Genomic DNA, 16,410 nt, shown 5'->3' on the forward strand with positions numbered 1-16,410 from the left:
TGCTTACACCGCAAAAATATTTGAATCGGCAATGGCCACGCTCGACCATGTTCGCCAGTCTCTGGACATGAGTTCAGTGAATCGCGCGGTCGATCTTCTCACGCAGGCCAAACGGATCGCCTTCTTTGGCCTTGGCTCGTCCGCCGCCGTGGCGCATGACGCCATGAATAAGTTCTTTCGCTTTAACGTGCCGGTGATTTACTCCGATGACATTGTGCTGCAACGCATGAGCTGTATGAATTGTAGCGAAGATGATGTCGTGGTACTCATCTCCCATACGGGCCGCACCAAGAGCCAGGTGGAGCTGGCGCAACTCGCGCGTGACAACGATGCGATGGTCATCGCCCTGACGACGGCAGGTACGCCGCTGGCCCGGGAAGCAACGCTCGCCATCACCCTGGACGTACCGGAAGACACCGACATGTACATGCCGATGGTCTCCCGCCTGGCGCAGCTGACGGTCATCGACGTGCTGGCGACCGGTTTTACTTTACGCCGGGGCGCAAAATTCCGGGATAACTTGAAGCGGGTCAAGGAAGCCCTGAAAGAATCGCGTTTTGATAAAGAATTGCTTATAAAGAGCGATGTTCCCTAATAACGACGATGTACGATTTACGGCATTCGGTCCCCTCGCTACTGCCTTGCGATAGATGAAGGCCGATTCTATGTTCACGCAACACCAAAGTTGTTTCAGTCAACGGAGTATTACATGTCCAGAAGGCTTCGCAGAACCAAGATCGTCACCACCCTAGGCCCGGCCACCGACCGCGATAATAACCTCGAAAAGATTATCGCCGCGGGTGCCAACGTGGTGCGCATGAACTTCTCTCACGGTACGCCAGAAGACCATAAATTACGTGCCGACAAAGTGCGTGAAATCGCAGCTAAACTGGGCCGCCATGTTGCTATCCTCGGTGACCTGCAAGGTCCAAAAATCCGCGTATCGACCTTTAAAGAAGGCAAAGTCTTCCTCAACATCGGCGATAAATTCCTGCTGGATGCCAACCTGAGCAAAGGCGAAGGCGATAAGGAAAAAGTGGGTATCGACTACAAAGGTCTGCCTGCTGACGTTGTGCCTGGCGACATCCTGCTGCTGGACGACGGACGCGTACAGCTGAAAGTGCTGGAAGTTCAGGGTATGAAGGTGTTCACCGAAGTGACCGTCGGCGGCCCGCTCTCCAACAACAAAGGCATCAACAAACTCGGCGGTGGCCTGTCTGCCGAAGCGCTGACCGATAAAGACAAAGCGGATATCGTGACCGCAGCGCAGATCGGCGTGGATTATCTGGCCGTCTCCTTCCCCCGCTGCGGCGAAGATCTGAACTATGCTCGCCGCCTGGCGCGTGATGCAGGCTGCGATGCGAAAATCGTTGCGAAAGTGGAACGCGCTGAAGCGGTCTGCGATCAGGACGCGATGGACGACGTGATCCTGGCGTCTGACGTGGTGATGGTTGCCCGTGGTGATCTGGGCGTGGAAATTGGCGACCCTGAACTGGTCGGTATCCAGAAAGCGCTGATCCGTCGCGCGCGTCAGCTGAACCGCGCGGTGATCACCGCCACCCAGATGATGGAATCCATGATCACCAACCCAATGCCAACCCGTGCGGAAGTCATGGACGTGGCGAACGCCGTGCTGGATGGTACTGACGCGGTGATGCTGTCAGCAGAAACCGCTGCGGGTCAGTATCCGGCGGAAACCGTGGCCGCCATGGCGCGCGTCTGCCTGGGTGCGGAGAAGATCCCAAGCATTAACGTCTCCAAGCACCGCCTGGATATCCAGTTCGACAATGTGGAAGAAGCGATTGCGATGTCCGCGATGTACGCAGCCAACCACCTGAAAGGGGTCACGGCGATCATCACCATGACCGAATCTGGCCGTACCGCGCTAATGACGTCTCGCATCAGCTCCGGTCTGCCGATCTTCGCCATGTCCCGTCACGAGCGTACGCTGAACCTGACGGCGCTGTATCGCGGCGTGACGCCAGTCTACTTCGACAGCACCAATGACGGTGTGGCCGCCGCGCACGATGCTGTGAACCTGCTGCGCGACAAAGGTTATCTGGTATCCGGTGATATCGTTATCGTGACGCAGGGTGACGTGATGAGCACCATCGGCTCAACCAATACCACCCGCGTACTGACCGTAGAGTAAGCTCCGATCCCCTCTCCCCTAAGGGGAGAGGGGTGAAGGTTTCCTATTTCTTCGGGAAAAGCTCTTTACGCTTGTACGGCTCTGTTTCGCCAGGTTTACGCGTTTTGAGCAACTTCAGGATCCACGTATATTGCTCCTTATGTGGTCCCACCAGCACTTCCACCTCTTCATTCATGCGGCGTGCAATGGTGCGATCGTCCGCGGTCAGCAGATCGTCCATCGGCGGACGTACCTCAATGCTCAGGCGATGCGTTTTACCGTCATAAACCGGGAACAGCGGGATCACGCGGGCGCGGCAGACTTTCATCAGGCGACCAATCGCGGGTAGCGTAGCCTTATAGGTCGCGAAGAAATCGACAAACTCGCTGTGCTCAGGACCATGATCCTGATCGGGCAGATAGTAGCCCCAGTAACCCTGACGTACCGACTGAATGAAAGGCTTAATGCCATCGTTACGGGCGTGCAGGCGTCCGCCAAAGCGACGGCGCACGGTATTCCAGACGAAATCGTAGATTTTGTTTCCCTGATTATGGAACATCGCCGCCATTTTCTGGCCCTGCGATGCCATTAACATTGCCGGAATGTCGACCCCCCAACCGTGCGGCACCAGGAAAATCACTTTTTCATCATTGCGACGCATCTCGTCGATGATTTCCAGCCCTTTCCAGTCAACGCGGTCGACGATCTTTTCCGGCCCTTTCAGCGCCAGTTCCGCCATCATCGCCATGGCCTGTGGCGCGGTGGTATACATGTCATCAATGATTGCTTCGCGTTCGACGTCGGTTTTATCCGGGAAGCAGTACAGAAGGTTTATTTGCGCCCGGCGGCGTGCGCTTTTACCTAAGCGCCCTGCCAGGCACCCCACTTTTCCGAGAACCGGATCGCGGAGGGAAGCAGGTAGTAACGCCATGCCAGCAAACGCGTATACGCCAAGCCAGGCGCCCCAGTTACGCGGGTGGCGAAAGGATTTTTCAAACTCGGGAATGTACTCAATATTGTTTTTTTTGGTTTCCATGCGGGTTCCAGGGTCTGGTGACGCAAAAATATATTCAGATAGTGTAGCGAGGCAGCCGTCCGCGTACAAAAGAAAAAGCCGGCGCACACTGACGCCGGCTTATTTTTGAGGGTGTTAGCTTAGTCGAAGCGCAGCTGTGGCATCACCTCTTTCACCTGCGCCAGGTAATCTTTGCGATCTTTCCCGGTCAGCCCTTCGGTGCGCGGCAGTTTAGCCGTCAGCGGGTTAACCGCCTGCTGGTTGATCCACACTTCGTAGTGCAGGTGCGGGCCCGTCGACCGGCCTGTGTTACCGGACAGCGCGATGCGATCGCCACGTTTCACTTTCTGGCCCGGTTTGACCAGCAGTTTACGCAGGTGCATGTAGCGGGTGGTGTACGTGCGACCGTGACGAATAGCCACGTAGTAGCCAGCAGCACCACTGCGTTTCGCCATGACCACTTCACCATCACCTACCGCCAGCACTGGCGTGCCCTGCGGCATGGCGAAGTCAACGCCACGGTGCGGCGCTACGCGACCCGTTACCGGGTTCAGACGACGCGGGTTAAAGTTGGAGGAGACACGGAACTGTTTCGCCGTTGGGAAACGCAGGAAGCCTTTTGCCAGACCCGTACCGCTGCGGTCATAGAACTTACCGTCTTCCGCGCGAATGGCGTAGTAGTCTTTGCCGTCTGAACGCAAGCGAACACCCACCAGCTGGCTCTGCTCGCGCTTACCGTCCAGCATTTCGCGGGACATCAGGACAGAGAACTGATCGCCTTTTTTCAGTTTGCGGAAATCCATCTGCCACTGCATGGCTTTGATCACCGAGCTGATTTCAGCGCTGGTCAGGCCAGCATCGCGGGCACTGGAAACAAAGCTGCCGCCGACGGTCCCTTTCATCACGCTGTTAACCCAGTCGCCCTGCTGCATTTCACTGGTCATTTTGAAACCGTTTGCGGTGCGATCGTAGGTGCGGGTTTCGCGACGGGACATCTCCCAGGTCAGACGTTGCAGATCGCCGTCGGGCGTTAAGGTCCAGGAAAGCTGCTGACCAATTTTCAGGTTACGCAGCTCTTTATCGGATGCGGCAAGCTGGCTAATGTTGCCCATGTCGATACCGTACTGGTTCAGGACGCTGCTCAGCGTATCGCCAGTAGAAACAACATATTCATGAATGCCGGTTTCATTCTGGATCTTGTCATCCAGCTCATCCTGGGGAATAGCTTCATCTTCCTGTGCGGCCTGATCGATAGGCTCGCTGGCCTCAGGCAGCAGAGAGCGGATCTCGCTCTTCTCCAGTTCGATAGTTTTAATAATAGGGGCAGAACTCGGGTGGTAAACATAGGGCCGCCAGACGGCGACCGCTAACGTGAGAACTGTAAGCGACCCCAGCATAACGCGGTGGGGTCGAGGCAGATTGTTAAATGCCAGGGCGACAGAGCGGGCTATCTGTTGCACGTATTCACTTCCTCGTTAATCTCCTTTCAGGCAGCTCGCATACTGATTCGCCAGTTGGCTGAGGAACTGCGAATAGCTCGCTTTGCTCAACTGGATGTTCGTACCTAGCGGGTCAAGGGTTCCCATGCGCACGGATGTTCCCCTGGCCACGGCTTCTACGACCGCTGGCCTGAACTGTGGCTCAGCAAAAACGCATGTCGCTTTTTGCTCAACCAACTGTGTTCTGATTTCATGTAAACGCTGCGCACCAGGCTGAATTTCAGGGTTGACGGTAAAATGCCCCAATGGGGTCAGACCGTAATGTTTCTCGTAATACCCGTAGGCATCATGAAAAACGAAGTACCCTTTTCCTTTAAGCGGTGCGAGCTCGTTACCTACCTGTTTGTCGGTTGCGGCTAATTGAGCCTCAAAATCCTTCAGGTTGGCGTCGAGTTTGATTCGACTTTGCGGCATAAGTTCCACTAATTTGTCGTGGATTGCAACCGCTGTAAGCCGCGCTATCTCTGGGGAGAGCCAGAGATGCATGTTGTATTCACCGTGATGGTGATGGTCGTCACCTTTTTCGCCATGAGCATGGTCGTGGTCGTGTTCATCGCCCTCGTCCTCAGCCCCTTTCATCAGCAACGGTTTCACAGCGGACAGCTCACCAATCGTCACCTGTTTCTGCGCAGGGACCTGTTTAGCGGATTTCTGCATGAACGCTTCCATCTCAGGACCAATCCAGACGACTAAGTCCGCGTTCTGTAAGCGTTTTACATCAGACGGACGCAGAGAATAATCATGCTCGGAGGCCCCGTCAGGCAGAAGAACCTCTGTGTCCGTCACACCGTCGGCGATGGCAGCGGCGATAAAGCCAAGTGGTTTAAGCGAAGCGACAACGGCAGCGTTAACATCTTGTGCTGTTGTCCCCCAAAGAGCAGCGGATAAAGCTGCGAAAAGAAGCGTATTTTTCTGTAACATAATGCGACTAATCATCGTAATGAATGCGTGGAATGTGATATTATAACATTCGATGACTTCTGCAAGCTTAAATTGACATGACGACTTTAGTTTCTCTTGAAAATGTTTCGGTCTCATTCGGCCAGCGCCGCGTCCTTTCTGACGTGTCGCTGAATCTGAAGCCCGGCAAAATACTCACGCTGCTCGGCCCTAACGGTGCAGGCAAATCGACGCTGGTGCGCGTCGTATTAGGCCTGGTAGCCCCTGACGCAGGTGTTATCGTCCGCGAGGACAAATTGCGTATCGGCTATGTGCCGCAAAAATTACATCTTGATGCCACCCTGCCCCTGACGGTGAGCCGCTTCCTGCGTCTCCGTCCCGGTACGCGTAAAGCGGATATCCTACCGGCGCTAAAACGCGTTCAGGCGGGACATCTTGTTGAGGCGCCTTTGCAAAAGCTGTCGGGCGGTGAAACCCAGCGCGTATTGCTTGCCCGCGCCCTGCTCAGCAGCCCTCAGCTGCTGGTCCTGGACGAGCCGACGCAGGGTGTCGACGTCAACGGTCAGGTTGCGCTGTACGATCTTATCGACCAGCTCCGTCGGGAGCTTAACTGCGCGGTGCTGATGGTCTCCCACGATCTGCATCTGGTAATGGCCAAAACCGACGAAGTGCTGTGCCTGAATCATCACATCTGTTGTTCCGGCACGCCGGAAGTGGTGTCAATGCATCCCGAATTTATCTCCATGTTTGGCCATCGTGGCGCCGAACAGCTGGGCATCTATCGCCATAATCACAATCACCGCCATGATTTACAGGGACGAATTGTCCTGCGTCGGGGAAATGGACACTCATGATTGAACTGTTATTGCCCGGCTGGCTGGCCGGGATTATGCTTGCCTGCGCCGCGGGTCCACTCGGCTCGTTTGTCGTCTGGCGCAGAATGTCCTATTTCGGCGATACGCTGGCCCATGCGTCATTGCTGGGTGTCGCGTTTGGTTTGTTGCTGGACGTAAACCCGTTTTATGCGGTGATTGTCGTCACGCTGCTGCTGGCCGCCGGTCTGGTCTGGCTGGAAAAACGCCCTCACCTGGCCATTGATACCCTGCTCGGCATTATGGCGCACAGCGCCCTGTCGCTGGGCCTGGTGGTGGTGAGCCTGATGTCCAACATCCGCGTGGACCTGATGGCCTATCTGTTCGGCGATCTGCTGGCCGTCACGCCCGAAGATCTGATTTCCATTGCCATTGGCGTGGTGGTGGTGCTCGGGATCCTGCTGTGGCAGTGGCGGAATTTACTGGCAATGACCGTCAGCCCCGATCTGGCCTTTGTCGACGGCGTGAAGCTTCAGCGCGTGAAGCTGCTCTTGATGCTGGTGACGGCGTTAACCATCGGGGTAGCGATGAAATTTGTTGGCGCGCTGATCATCACGTCGCTGTTGATAATCCCTGCCGCCACGGCGCGTCGTTTTGCGCGTACGCCGGAGCAAATGGCCGGTATCGCGGTGATTATCGGAATGATCGCGGTGACGGGCGGCTTAACCTTCTCGGCGTTCTATGATACGCCAGCGGGGCCGTCGGTGGTATTGTGCGCGGCGGTGTTGTTTATTTTCAGTATGATGAAAAAAACCGCGCAGTAGTCAGCATGTCCCCGGTGGCGCTTCGCTTACCGGGGCTACCATTAATCGCTACTTACGGCATCGCGGGCGGCGTGATGCCGAAATGATTCCACGCCCGCACCGTCGCCATACGACCACGCGGGGTACGCTGTAAGAAGCCCTGCTGGATCAGATATGGCTCCAGCACATCTTCAATAGTCTCACGCTCTTCGCCAATTGCCGCCGCCAGGTTATCCAGCCCCACCGGCCCGCCAAAGAACTTATCCAGCACTGCCAGCAGCAGCTTACGGTCCATATAGTCAAAGCCTTCGGCATCAACGTTCAGCATATCCAGCGCCTGCGCAGCAATGTCCGCCGAAATGGTGCCATCGTGCTTCACCTCGGCAAAATCACGCACGCGACGCAGCAGGCGGTTGGCGATACGCGGCGTACCGCGGGAGCGCTTCGCCACTTCAAACGCTCCCTCTTCGCTCATATCCAGCCCCATGTAGCGCGCGCTGCGCCCCACAATATGCTGAAGGTCGGGCACCTGATAAAACTCCAGACGCTGCACGATACCAAAACGGTCGCGTAGCGGTGAGGTCAGCGAGCCGGCGCGGGTCGTGGCGCCAATCAGGGTAAACGGTGGCAGATCGATTTTGATCGAGCGCGCGGCCGGGCCTTCGCCGATCATGATATCCAGCTGGTAATCCTCCATCGCCGGATAGAGCACTTCCTCCACCACCGGTGACAGGCGGTGGATTTCATCGATAAACAGCACGTCATGCGGTTCGAGGTTGGTCAGCATCGCCGCCAGGTCCCCTGCTTTCTCCAGCACCGGGCCGGAGGTGGTACGCAGGTTAACGCCCATTTCGTTGGCGACGATATTCGCCAGGGTGGTTTTACCTAACCCCGGCGGACCAAAAATCAGCAGGTGATCGAGCGCATCGCCGCGCAGCTTTGCCGCCTGGATGAAAATCTCCATCTGAGAACGAACCTGCGGCTGGCCAATGTACTCATCCAGCAGCTTTGGACGGATCGCGCGATCCACCACGTCATCTGGCTGAATGGTGCCTGCCGATACCAGGCGGTCTGCTTCAATCATCCTTTACCTCACAATGCAGCGCGCAGCGCTTCACGAATCAGAGTTTCACTGCTGGCATCCGGTTTGGCAACTTTACTCACCATACGGCTGGCCTCCTGAGGTTTATAGCCCAGCGCCACCAGCGCGGCAACCGCTTCCTGCTCGGCATCATCATCCGTCGCTGGCCCGCCCGGTGAAGTCAGCACCAGATCGGCCGCCGGAGTGAACAGATCGCCATGCAAACCTTTAAAGCGGTCCTTCATCTCGACAATCAGGCGCTCGGCGGTTTTCTTGCCGATGCCCGGAAGTTTAATTAACGCAGCCGGATCTTCGCGCTCAACGGCATTCACAAACTGTGGCGCTGACATACCGGACAGAATCGCTAGGGCCAGCTTGGGCCCGACGCCGTTGGTTTTAATTAATTCGCGGAACAGAGTGCGTTCCTGTTTGTTATTGAATCCGTACAGCAGCTGAGCGTCCTCACGCACCACAAACTGGGTAAAGACAACCGCCTCTTTGCCCGCCTCCGGCAACTCGTAGAAGCAGGTCATCGGCATATGGACTTCATAGCCCACGCCACCCACTTCCAGCAGCACTAACGGGGGTTGTTTTTCAATGATGATGCCTCTGAGTCTGCCTATCACGTGACGCTCCTGCGTTCTGGATGAAATTATCTGCCGACATAATAAAAAAAGGCTGGATAAACATCCAGCCTGATTTGTCATTATCGTAATCTGCCTCGCGCCAGATTGAGCCGCGACTCGCTCATTTGCATCGCGTTCTGGCTGACGTGGCAGTGGGTAATCGCAATGGCCAGCGCATCGGCGGCGTCGGCCTGCGGGTTCGCCGGGAGCTTCAGCAGGGTACGCACCATGTGCTGCACCTGGCTTTTCTCCGCGCTACCTATGCCCACCACCGTCTGCTTAACCTGACGGGCCGCGTATTCAAACACTGGCAGGTCCTGGTTCACGGCGGCAACTATCGCCACGCCGCGCGCCTGCCCGAGCTTTAACGCCGAGTCAGCGTTCTTCGCCATAAAGACCTGCTCGATGGCGAAAAAGTCCGGCTGAAACTGGGTGATGATCTCCGACACGCCCGCATAAATGAGCTTCAGGCGCGACGGCAGATCGTCCACTTTGGTACGAATACAGCCGCTGCCGAGGTAGGTTAGCTGGCGTCCCACCTGACGGATAACGCCATACCCGGTGACGCGTGAGCCGGGGTCAATCCCGAGGATAATCGACATCACGCGTCTCCCGTAAACGGTTTACAGGCTCTCATCAGAGAGTCGCTGCAACCTCATCAGAGATTTCACCGTTGTGATACACTTCCTGCACGTCGTCGCAGTCTTCGAGCATGTCGATCAGACGCAGCAGTTTCGGTGCGGTTTCTGCATCCATGTCCGCTTTTGTGGAAGGGATCATGGACACTTCAGCGTTATCCGCTTTCAGACCTGCCGCTTCCAGCGCATCGCGCACGGCACCCATCTCTTCCCATGCGGTGTAGACATCGATAGCGCCGTCGTCGTAGGTCACAACGTCTTCCGCACCGGCTTCCAGCGCCGCTTCCATGATCGCATCTTCGTCGCCTTTCTCGAAGGAGATGACGCCTTTTTTGCTGAACAGGTAAGCAACGGAACCGTCAGTGCCCAGATTACCACCGGTTTTGGTGAACGCGTGGCGCACTTCCGCGACGGTACGGTTACGGTTGTCGGACAGGCACTCTACCATCACCGCCGTACCGCCAGGACCGTAACCTTCATAAATGATGGTTTCCATGTTCGCGTCTTCATCACCGCCCACGCCACGTGCGATTGCACGGTTCAGGGTGTCTCGCGTCATGTTGTTGGACAGGGCTTTATCCACCGCCGCGCGCAGACGTGGGTTAGAGGCCGGATCGCCGCCACCCAGACGCGCCGCTGTTACCAGCTCACGAATGATTTTGGTAAAGATTTTACCGCGTTTGGCATCCTGTGCCGCTTTACGGTGTTTGGTGTTGGCCCACTTACTATGACCTGCCATAAAAAGTTCTCCAAAAATCGCGCCTTCTCAGGCAGCGTTAATTACAAATTCTTCTATCGCCTGCCGGTTGCTCCATGACTTGGTCAGTGCGGCGGCATCCGCCGCATCCACCCAGCGGTAGGTCAGGTGTTCCGTGAACACGATCTCCCGCTCATGGGGAAGCGCAAGGCAGAACCACGATTCCGTATTGCGCTCAATTCCCGGTGCATAGCGATGACGTAAATGGCTAAAAATTTCAAACTCCACCGTGCGCTGACAGTCCTTCAGGGTCAGTTGCTCGCGAGCAACGTCAATGGCGACCTCTTCCTTTACTTCACGCGCGGCGGCCTGCGGCGCGGACTCTCCCTCTTCCAGACTGCCGGTAACCGACTGCCAGAAATCAGGATCGTCGCGCCGCTGCAACATCAGCACCCGCTTCGAGTCTTCTGCATAAATGACCACCAGAACCGAAACGGGACGCTTATATGCCATATCAGTTTTTCTCTTCCTTCTTCACCACCTCAATGCCCAGCTCAGCCAGCGCGGCCGGGTTGGCAAAGCTTGGCGCTTCAGTCATCAGACACGCCGCTGCGGTGGTTTTCGGGAAGGCGATAACATCACGGATGTTGTCGGTGCCGGTCAGCAGCATGGTCAGACGGTCAAGACCAAAGGCCAGACCCGCGTGCGGAGGCGTACCGTATTTCAGGGCGTCCAGCAGGAAGCCAAACTTCTCGCGCTGCTCCTGCTCGTTAATGCCCAGAATGCCGAACACGGTCTGCTGCATTTCACCGCTGTGAATACGCACGGAGCCGCCGCCCACTTCGTAGCCGTTGATAACCATATCGTAGGCATTCGCTACCGCATCTTCCGGTGCAGCCTTCAGTTCCGCCGCCGTCATGTCTTTTGGCGAGGTGAACGGGTGGTGCATCGCGGTCAGGCCGCCTTCACCGTCGTCTTCAAACATTGGGAAGTCGATCACCCACAGCGGGGCCCATTTGCTTTCATCGGTCAGGTTCAGGTCTTTGCCGAGCTTCAGGCGCAGCGCACCCATCGCATCCGCAACGACTTTCTTGTTGTCTGCGCCGAAGAAGATCATGTCGCCGTCCTGCGCGCCGGTGCGCTCCAGAATAGCTTCCACGATGTCCGCATTCAGGAATTTCGCAACAGGGCTGGTAATGCCTTCCAGACCTTTAGCACGCTCGGTTACTTTAATATAGGCCAGACCCTTCGCACCGTAGATCTTGATGAAGTTGCCGTAGTCGTCAATCTGCTTACGGCTCAGCGCAGCACCGCCCGGTACGCGCAGGGCAGCCACGCGGCCTTTCGGATCGTTAGCCGGACCAGCAAAGACCGCGAACTCAACGGCTTTCATCAGGTCTGCCACGTCCACCAGCTCCATCGGGTTACGCAGGTCTGGTTTGTCGGAGCCGTAGCGACGCTCGGCTTCCGCGAAGGTCATGATTGGGAAATCGCCCAACTCAACGCCTTTTACGTCGTTCCACAGGCTACGCACCAGGGCTTCCATCACCTCACGCACCTGCTCGGCGGTCATGAAGGAGGTTTCCACATCGATCTGGGTAAATTCTGGCTGACGGTCTGCACGCAGATCTTCATCGCGGAAGCATTTCACGATCTGATAGTAGCGGTCGAAGCCGGACATCATCAGCAGCTGCTTGAACAGCTGTGGTGACTGTGGCAGCGCGTAGAATTTGCCCTTATGGACGCGGGATGGCACCAGGTAGTCGCGCGCGCCTTCCGGCGTGGCTTTGGTCAGCATCGGGGTTTCGATATCGAGGAAACCGTGGTCATCCATAAAGCGACGCACCAGGCTGGTGATTTTCGCACGGGTTTTCAGGCGCTGAGCCATCTCCGGGCGACGCAGATCCAGGTAGCGGTATTTAAGACGCGCTTCTTCGGTGTTGACGTGGTTGGAGTCCAGCGGCAACGCTTCTGCGCGATTGATAATCACCAGATCGGACGCCAGCACTTCGATAGCACCGGTCGCCATATCGGCGTTGATGTTTTTCTCGTCACGCGCACGCACGGTGCCCGTCACCTGAATGCAGAACTCATTACGCAGCTCAGAGGCCAGCTTCAACGCATCAGCGCGATCCGGATCGAAGAACACCTGAACGATACCTTCGCGGTCACGCATATCAATAAAGATAAGGCTACCAAGATCGCGACGACGATTGACCCAACCACACAGGGTGACCTGCTGCCCGACGTGGGACTGACGCAGCTGCCCGCAATATTCTGTACGCATGAGATATCCCTTAATTAGCCGCAGGCTGATTGTCGCCTGTCTTACAGGCTACGATGTCGCAGCTTTCTGTATGTCACAACTGGATGAAAAAAGGCGGCTATTATACTGGAAATTCTGCCGCACGATAAGAGCGAAGCACGGCCTGACGCGTGTTTGCTGTGCTCTTATTGTCTATTCTCACAAAAATTAACAAAATTATCCGACCGATAACAGGCCATCCCGTCGTAAGGTGTAAAAAAGCAATTAATTTTACTGGAGTGACAATGTTAACGCTTGATGCCACCAAAACCGCCCTTGTGGTCATTGATTTACAGGAAGGGATCCTGCCTTTTGCCGGTGGTCCACACACCGCTGACGATGTTGTAAGCCGTGCTGCGCGTCTGGCGGAAAAATGCCGGGCCAGCGGTGCGCCTGTCGTCATGGTGCGCGTCGGCTGGTCCACTGATTTCGCCGAAGCGCTAAAGCAGCCAGTTGATGCTCAGGCCCCGGCGCATGCGCTGCCGGACAACTGGTGGACATACCCGGTCTCGCTCGGTAAACGCGACAGCGATGTAGAAGTCACCAAACGCCAGTGGGGCGCATTCTATGGCACTGACCTGGAGCTCCAGCTGCGCCGTCGCGGGATAGACACTATTATTCTGTGCGGGATCTCCACCAACATCGGTGTGGAATCCACCGCCCGTAACGCCTGGGAGCTGGGCTTTAATCTGGTGATAGCGGAAGATGCGTGCAGCGCAGCCTCTGCGGATCAGCATCAGGGCAGCATGACCCATATCTTCCCGCGTATTGGTCGCGTGCGCAGCACGGATGAGATCCTCAGCGCGCTATGATGTACGTGGGTTTGCCCCAGTGGTCGCACCCGAAATGGGTGCGCCTGGGTATTACTGGCCTTGAAGAGTATGCCCGACACTTTAACTGCGTGGAGGGCAATACCACGCTGTACGCTCTGCCACGCACGGAGATCGTCGAGCGCTGGCGCGAGCAAACCACCGACGATTTCCGCTTTTGCTTCAAATTTCCGGCAACCATCTCCCACAACGCCGCGCTGCGAAACTGCGATGATTTAACCCACGAGTTTTTCACCCGGATGTCGCCCCTGGCAAACCGTGTTGGCCAGTACTGGCTCCAGCTTCCCGCCACGTTCGGCCCGCGCGATCTACAAGCCCTCTGGCAGTTTCTCGACGCCCTGCCCCACGATTTCACGTACGGTGTGGAGGTGAGGCATCCAGATTTCTTTGCCAAAGGCGACGCGGAGAAAGCGCTGAATCGCGGCCTGCATGAACGATCAGTCAACCGCGTGATCCTCGACAGCCGCCCCGTGCACAGCGCAATCCCGCACAGCGAAGCCGTTGTTGATGCCCAGCGCAAAAAACCGAAAGTACCGGTTCACGCCATTGTTACCGCGCAGAACCCGATGGTCCGGTTTATCGGCAGCGATAACATGCAACAGAATGAGGAGATGTTCGCCGTCTGGCTGCAAACGCTCGCGAAATGGGAGCAAACCACCACTCCGTACCTGTTTTTACATACGCCGGATATTGCCCAGGCACCTGAACTGGTCGATGCTCTCTGGCAGGCCTTGCAGCAGGCGGTTCCGTCGGTTGGCCCCGCGCCGTCCATCCCACAACAATCTTCTCTTTTCTGAAATCACCCCCTATCATAGAGACGTGCCATCTGCCAAAAACAGGGAGTTAGTATGGTCAGCGCGCTGTACGCGGTGTTAGGTGCATTACTGCTGATTAAATTTTCATTTGATGTTGTGCGCCTGAGAATGCAGTACCGCGTCTCCTACGGTGACGGGGGCTTTTCTGAGCTGCAAAGCGCAATCCGGATCCACGGCAACGCGGTCGAGTACATTCCCGTCGCGTTAATTTTACTGCTGTTAATGGAGATGGATGGCGCAGAAACCTGGATGGTGCACGTCTGTGGGCTGCTGCTGATTGCAGGGCGTTTGATGCATTATTATGGTTTTCACCACCGCCTGATCCGCTGGCGTCGTTCCGGCATGAGCGCGACCTGGTGCTCGCTTTTGCTGATGGTGCTGGCTAACCTTTGGTATATGCCGTGGGAGTTGGTTTTCTCCTTCCATTAGCGCACAATATGCCCCTTTATTTTTCCCGGATTTTTACGTTATGTCAGATCGCGACACGCTTTTTTCCGCGCCTATCGCCAGCCTGGGCGACTGGACCTTTGATGAACGGGTAGCCGAAGTCTTCCCGGATATGATCCAGCGCTCTGTTCCCGGTTATTCCAATATCATCTCCATGATCGGCATGCTGGCGGAGCGTTTCGTTCAACCCGGCACGCAGGTCTATGACCTGGGCTGTTCGCTGGGAGCGGCAACGCTGTCCATTCGTCGTAACGTTCATCACGATGGCTGCAAGATTGTGGCTGTCGATAACTCACCGGCCATGGTTGAACGCTGCCGTCGCCACATTGACGCGTATAAAGCCCCTACGCCTGTGGAGGTGGTGGAAGGCGATATCCGCGATATCGACATCCAGAACGCCTCGATGGTGGTCCTGAACTTTACCCTTCAGTTCCTGGTGCCGGACGATCGTCAGCGGTTGCTGGATAAAATTTATCAGGGCCTCAACCCGGGCGGCGCGCTGGTGTTGTCTGAGAAATTCAGCTTTGAAGACGCCAGCGTGGGCGAATTGCTGTTCAATATGCACCATGATTTCAAGCGTGCAAACGGCTACAGCGAGCTGGAGATCAGCCAGAAGCGCAGCATGCTTGAAAACGTCATGCTGACGGATTCCGTTGAAACACACAAAGCGCGCCTGCGCAAAGCCGGATTTGAACACAGCGAACTGTGGTTCCAGTGCTTTAACTTTGGTTCTCTGGTGGCGCTGAAAGCCGGAGACGCAGCATGATCGAGTTCGGTAATTTCTATCAGCTGATTGCCAAAAACCACCTATCCCACTGGCTGGAAACCCTGCCTGCGCAAATTGCCACCTGGCAGCGCGATCAGCAGCATGGTCTGTTGAAGCAGTGGTCCAACGCCGTGGAGTTTCTGCCTGAACTGACGCCTCATCGTCTGGATTTACTGCACAGCGTGACGGCGGAGAGCGAAGAGCCGCTCCCGGCCGGGCAGATCAACCGCATCGAAACGCTGATGCGTAACCTGATGCCGTGGCGCAAAGGGCCGTTCTCGCTGTACGGCGTGAACATCAATACCGAATGGCGCTCAGACTGGAAGTGGGATCGCGTTCTGCCGCATTTATCCGACCTGACCGGGCGCACTATTCTGGACGTGGGCTGCGGTAGCGGCTATCACATGTGGCGCATGATCGGCGCAGGCGCGCATCTGGCCGTCGGTATCGATCCGATGCAGCTGTTCCTGTGCCAGTTTGAAGCGGTGCGAAAGCTGCTGGGTAACGACCAGCGCGCGCACCTGCTGCCGCTGGGTATCGAGCAACTCCCTGCCCTGAAAGCGTTTGATACCGTGTTCTCGATGGGCGTGCTGTACCACCGTCGCTCCCCGCTGGAGCATCTCTGGCAACTGAAAGATCAGCTGGTCAGCGGCGGTGAGCTGGTGCTGGAAACGCTGGTCATCGAAGGCGATGAACATGCCGTTCTGGTGCCGGGCGATCGCTATGCGCAGATGCGCAACGTTTACTTCATCCCTTCCGCGCTGGCGCTGAAGAACTGGCTGGAGAAATGTGGGTTTGTCGATGTACGCATCGCCGATGTGTGCGTGACGTCGGTTGAGGAACAGCGTCGCACCGACTGGATGATCACCGAATCGCTGGAGCAGTTCCTCGACCCGGACGATCACAGTAAAACCATCGAAGGCTATCCGGCCCCGATGCGTGCGGTGCTGATTGCAACGAAGCCGTAGTATTTATCCCCTCACCCCGGCCCTCTCCCCAAAGGAGCGAGGGTGAAAAGACCGCACCGTGCAGTCCCCTCTCCCCT

At 56.5% G+C, this 16,410-nt stretch carries 18 protein-coding genes; 9 read left to right on the forward strand and 9 right to left on the reverse strand.

The annotated features are described in order from the left end of the window. A partial coding sequence (gene hexR / locus HP459_RS03555; protein ID WP_171935943.1) for a transcriptional regulator HexR occupies nt 1-595 on the forward strand: 595 nt, incomplete at its 5' end. 114 nt (nt 596-709) lie between these two features. Further along, entirely contained in the window at nt 710-2,152 is a 1,443-nt protein-coding gene (pyk, locus tag HP459_RS03560; protein ID WP_003859767.1) for a pyruvate kinase, read from the forward strand. Between the two features lie 43 nt (nt 2,153-2,195). Here pyk and lpxM read toward each other — a convergent pair whose 3' ends face one another. The 3 genes from lpxM to znuA form a co-directional block, all read right to left on the reverse strand. Further along, nucleotides 2,196-3,167: a lauroyl-Kdo(2)-lipid IV(A) myristoyltransferase gene (gene lpxM / locus HP459_RS03565; RefSeq protein WP_022648482.1), complete on the reverse strand. Its 972-nt coding sequence runs from the start codon at nt 3,165-3,167 to the stop codon at nt 2,196-2,198. 119 nt (nt 3,168-3,286) lie between these two features. Then, entirely contained in the window at nt 3,287-4,606 is a 1,320-nt protein-coding gene (gene mepM, locus HP459_RS03570; RefSeq protein WP_022648483.1) for a murein DD-endopeptidase MepM, read from the reverse strand. 15 nt (nt 4,607-4,621) lie between these two features. Continuing rightward, nucleotides 4,622-5,566, reverse strand: a complete 945-nt coding sequence (znuA, locus tag HP459_RS03575) for a zinc ABC transporter substrate-binding protein ZnuA (protein WP_032677373.1) — start codon at nt 5,564-5,566, stop codon at nt 4,622-4,624. Nucleotides 5,567-5,643: 77 nt separating this feature from the next. Between znuA and znuC the strand changes: the two genes are divergently transcribed. Together znuC and znuB are read left to right on the forward strand one after the other, a co-directional pair. Beyond that, a complete protein-coding gene (gene znuC / locus HP459_RS03580) occupies nt 5,644-6,399 on the forward strand; it encodes a zinc ABC transporter ATP-binding protein ZnuC (RefSeq protein WP_003859757.1) in 756 nt (251 codons plus the stop codon). Continuing rightward, nucleotides 6,396-7,181, forward strand: coding sequence for a zinc ABC transporter permease subunit ZnuB (gene znuB, locus HP459_RS03585; RefSeq protein ID WP_022648485.1), 786 nt, complete (start codon nt 6,396-6,398; stop codon nt 7,179-7,181). The genes znuC and znuB overlap by 4 nt, the downstream gene beginning before the upstream one ends. A 52-nt stretch (nt 7,182-7,233) precedes the next feature. Here the strand turns inward: znuB and ruvB are convergent, their stop codons facing one another. From ruvB to aspS, 6 genes are all read right to left on the reverse strand, one after another. Then, nucleotides 7,234-8,244, reverse strand: coding sequence for a Holliday junction branch migration DNA helicase RuvB (gene ruvB, locus HP459_RS03590; protein ID WP_006811035.1), 1,011 nt, complete (start codon nt 8,242-8,244; stop codon nt 7,234-7,236). Between the two features lie 8 nt (nt 8,245-8,252). Continuing rightward, nucleotides 8,253-8,867, reverse strand: a complete 615-nt coding sequence (gene ruvA, locus HP459_RS03595; protein WP_022648487.1) for a Holliday junction branch migration protein RuvA — start codon at nt 8,865-8,867, stop codon at nt 8,253-8,255. Nucleotides 8,868-8,947: 80 nt separating this feature from the next. Next, the gene (gene ruvC / locus HP459_RS03600) at nt 8,948-9,469 is read right to left on the reverse strand and encodes a crossover junction endodeoxyribonuclease RuvC (protein WP_014884319.1); all 522 of its coding nucleotides are present in this window, start codon (nt 9,467-9,469) and stop codon (nt 8,948-8,950) included. A gap of 34 nt (nt 9,470-9,503) precedes the next feature. Beyond that, nucleotides 9,504-10,244: a YebC/PmpR family DNA-binding transcriptional regulator gene (locus HP459_RS03605; protein ID WP_003859747.1), complete on the reverse strand. Its 741-nt coding sequence runs from the start codon at nt 10,242-10,244 to the stop codon at nt 9,504-9,506. Between the two features lie 27 nt (nt 10,245-10,271). After that, nucleotides 10,272-10,715 carry a dihydroneopterin triphosphate diphosphatase gene (nudB, locus tag HP459_RS03610; RefSeq protein ID WP_023300445.1) on the reverse strand — a complete coding sequence of 148 codons (444 nt, stop codon included), beginning with the start codon at nt 10,713-10,715 and terminating at the stop codon, nt 10,272-10,274. Between the two features lies 1 nt (nt 10,716). Then, complete coding sequence (aspS, locus tag HP459_RS03615; protein WP_171935944.1) at nt 10,717-12,489, reverse strand: aspartate--tRNA ligase; 1,773 nt, start codon at nt 12,487-12,489, stop codon at nt 10,717-10,719. A gap of 263 nt (nt 12,490-12,752) precedes the next feature. Here aspS and HP459_RS03620 point away from each other — a divergent pair, with 263 nt between their 5' ends. From HP459_RS03620 to cmoB, 5 genes are read left to right on the forward strand one after another with little or no spacing between them, the layout of a single operon-like run. After that, entirely contained in the window at nt 12,753-13,319 is a 567-nt protein-coding gene (locus HP459_RS03620; RefSeq protein ID WP_023300447.1) for a hydrolase, read from the forward strand. Then, nucleotides 13,316-14,134: a DUF72 domain-containing protein gene (locus HP459_RS03625; RefSeq protein WP_023300448.1), complete on the forward strand. Its 819-nt coding sequence runs from the start codon at nt 13,316-13,318 to the stop codon at nt 14,132-14,134. Before HP459_RS03620 ends, HP459_RS03625 begins: the two co-directional genes overlap by 4 nt. Nucleotides 14,135-14,185: 51 nt before the next feature. After that, nucleotides 14,186-14,581, forward strand: coding sequence for an MAPEG family protein (locus HP459_RS03630; protein ID WP_003859737.1), 396 nt, complete (start codon nt 14,186-14,188; stop codon nt 14,579-14,581). A 40-nt stretch (nt 14,582-14,621) separates the two neighbouring features. Next, complete coding sequence (cmoA, locus tag HP459_RS03635) at nt 14,622-15,365, forward strand: carboxy-S-adenosyl-L-methionine synthase CmoA (protein WP_048965809.1); 744 nt, start codon at nt 14,622-14,624, stop codon at nt 15,363-15,365. Next, complete coding sequence (cmoB, locus tag HP459_RS03640) at nt 15,362-16,333, forward strand: tRNA 5-methoxyuridine(34)/uridine 5-oxyacetic acid(34) synthase CmoB (protein WP_015570275.1); 972 nt, start codon at nt 15,362-15,364, stop codon at nt 16,331-16,333. Before cmoA ends, cmoB begins: the two co-directional genes overlap by 4 nt. Nucleotides 16,334-16,410: the final 77 nt, after the last annotated feature.

Source organism: Enterobacter sp. CM29 (assembly GCF_013179605.1).
GTDB lineage: Bacteria > Pseudomonadota > Gammaproteobacteria > Enterobacterales > Enterobacteriaceae > Enterobacter > Enterobacter intestinihominis.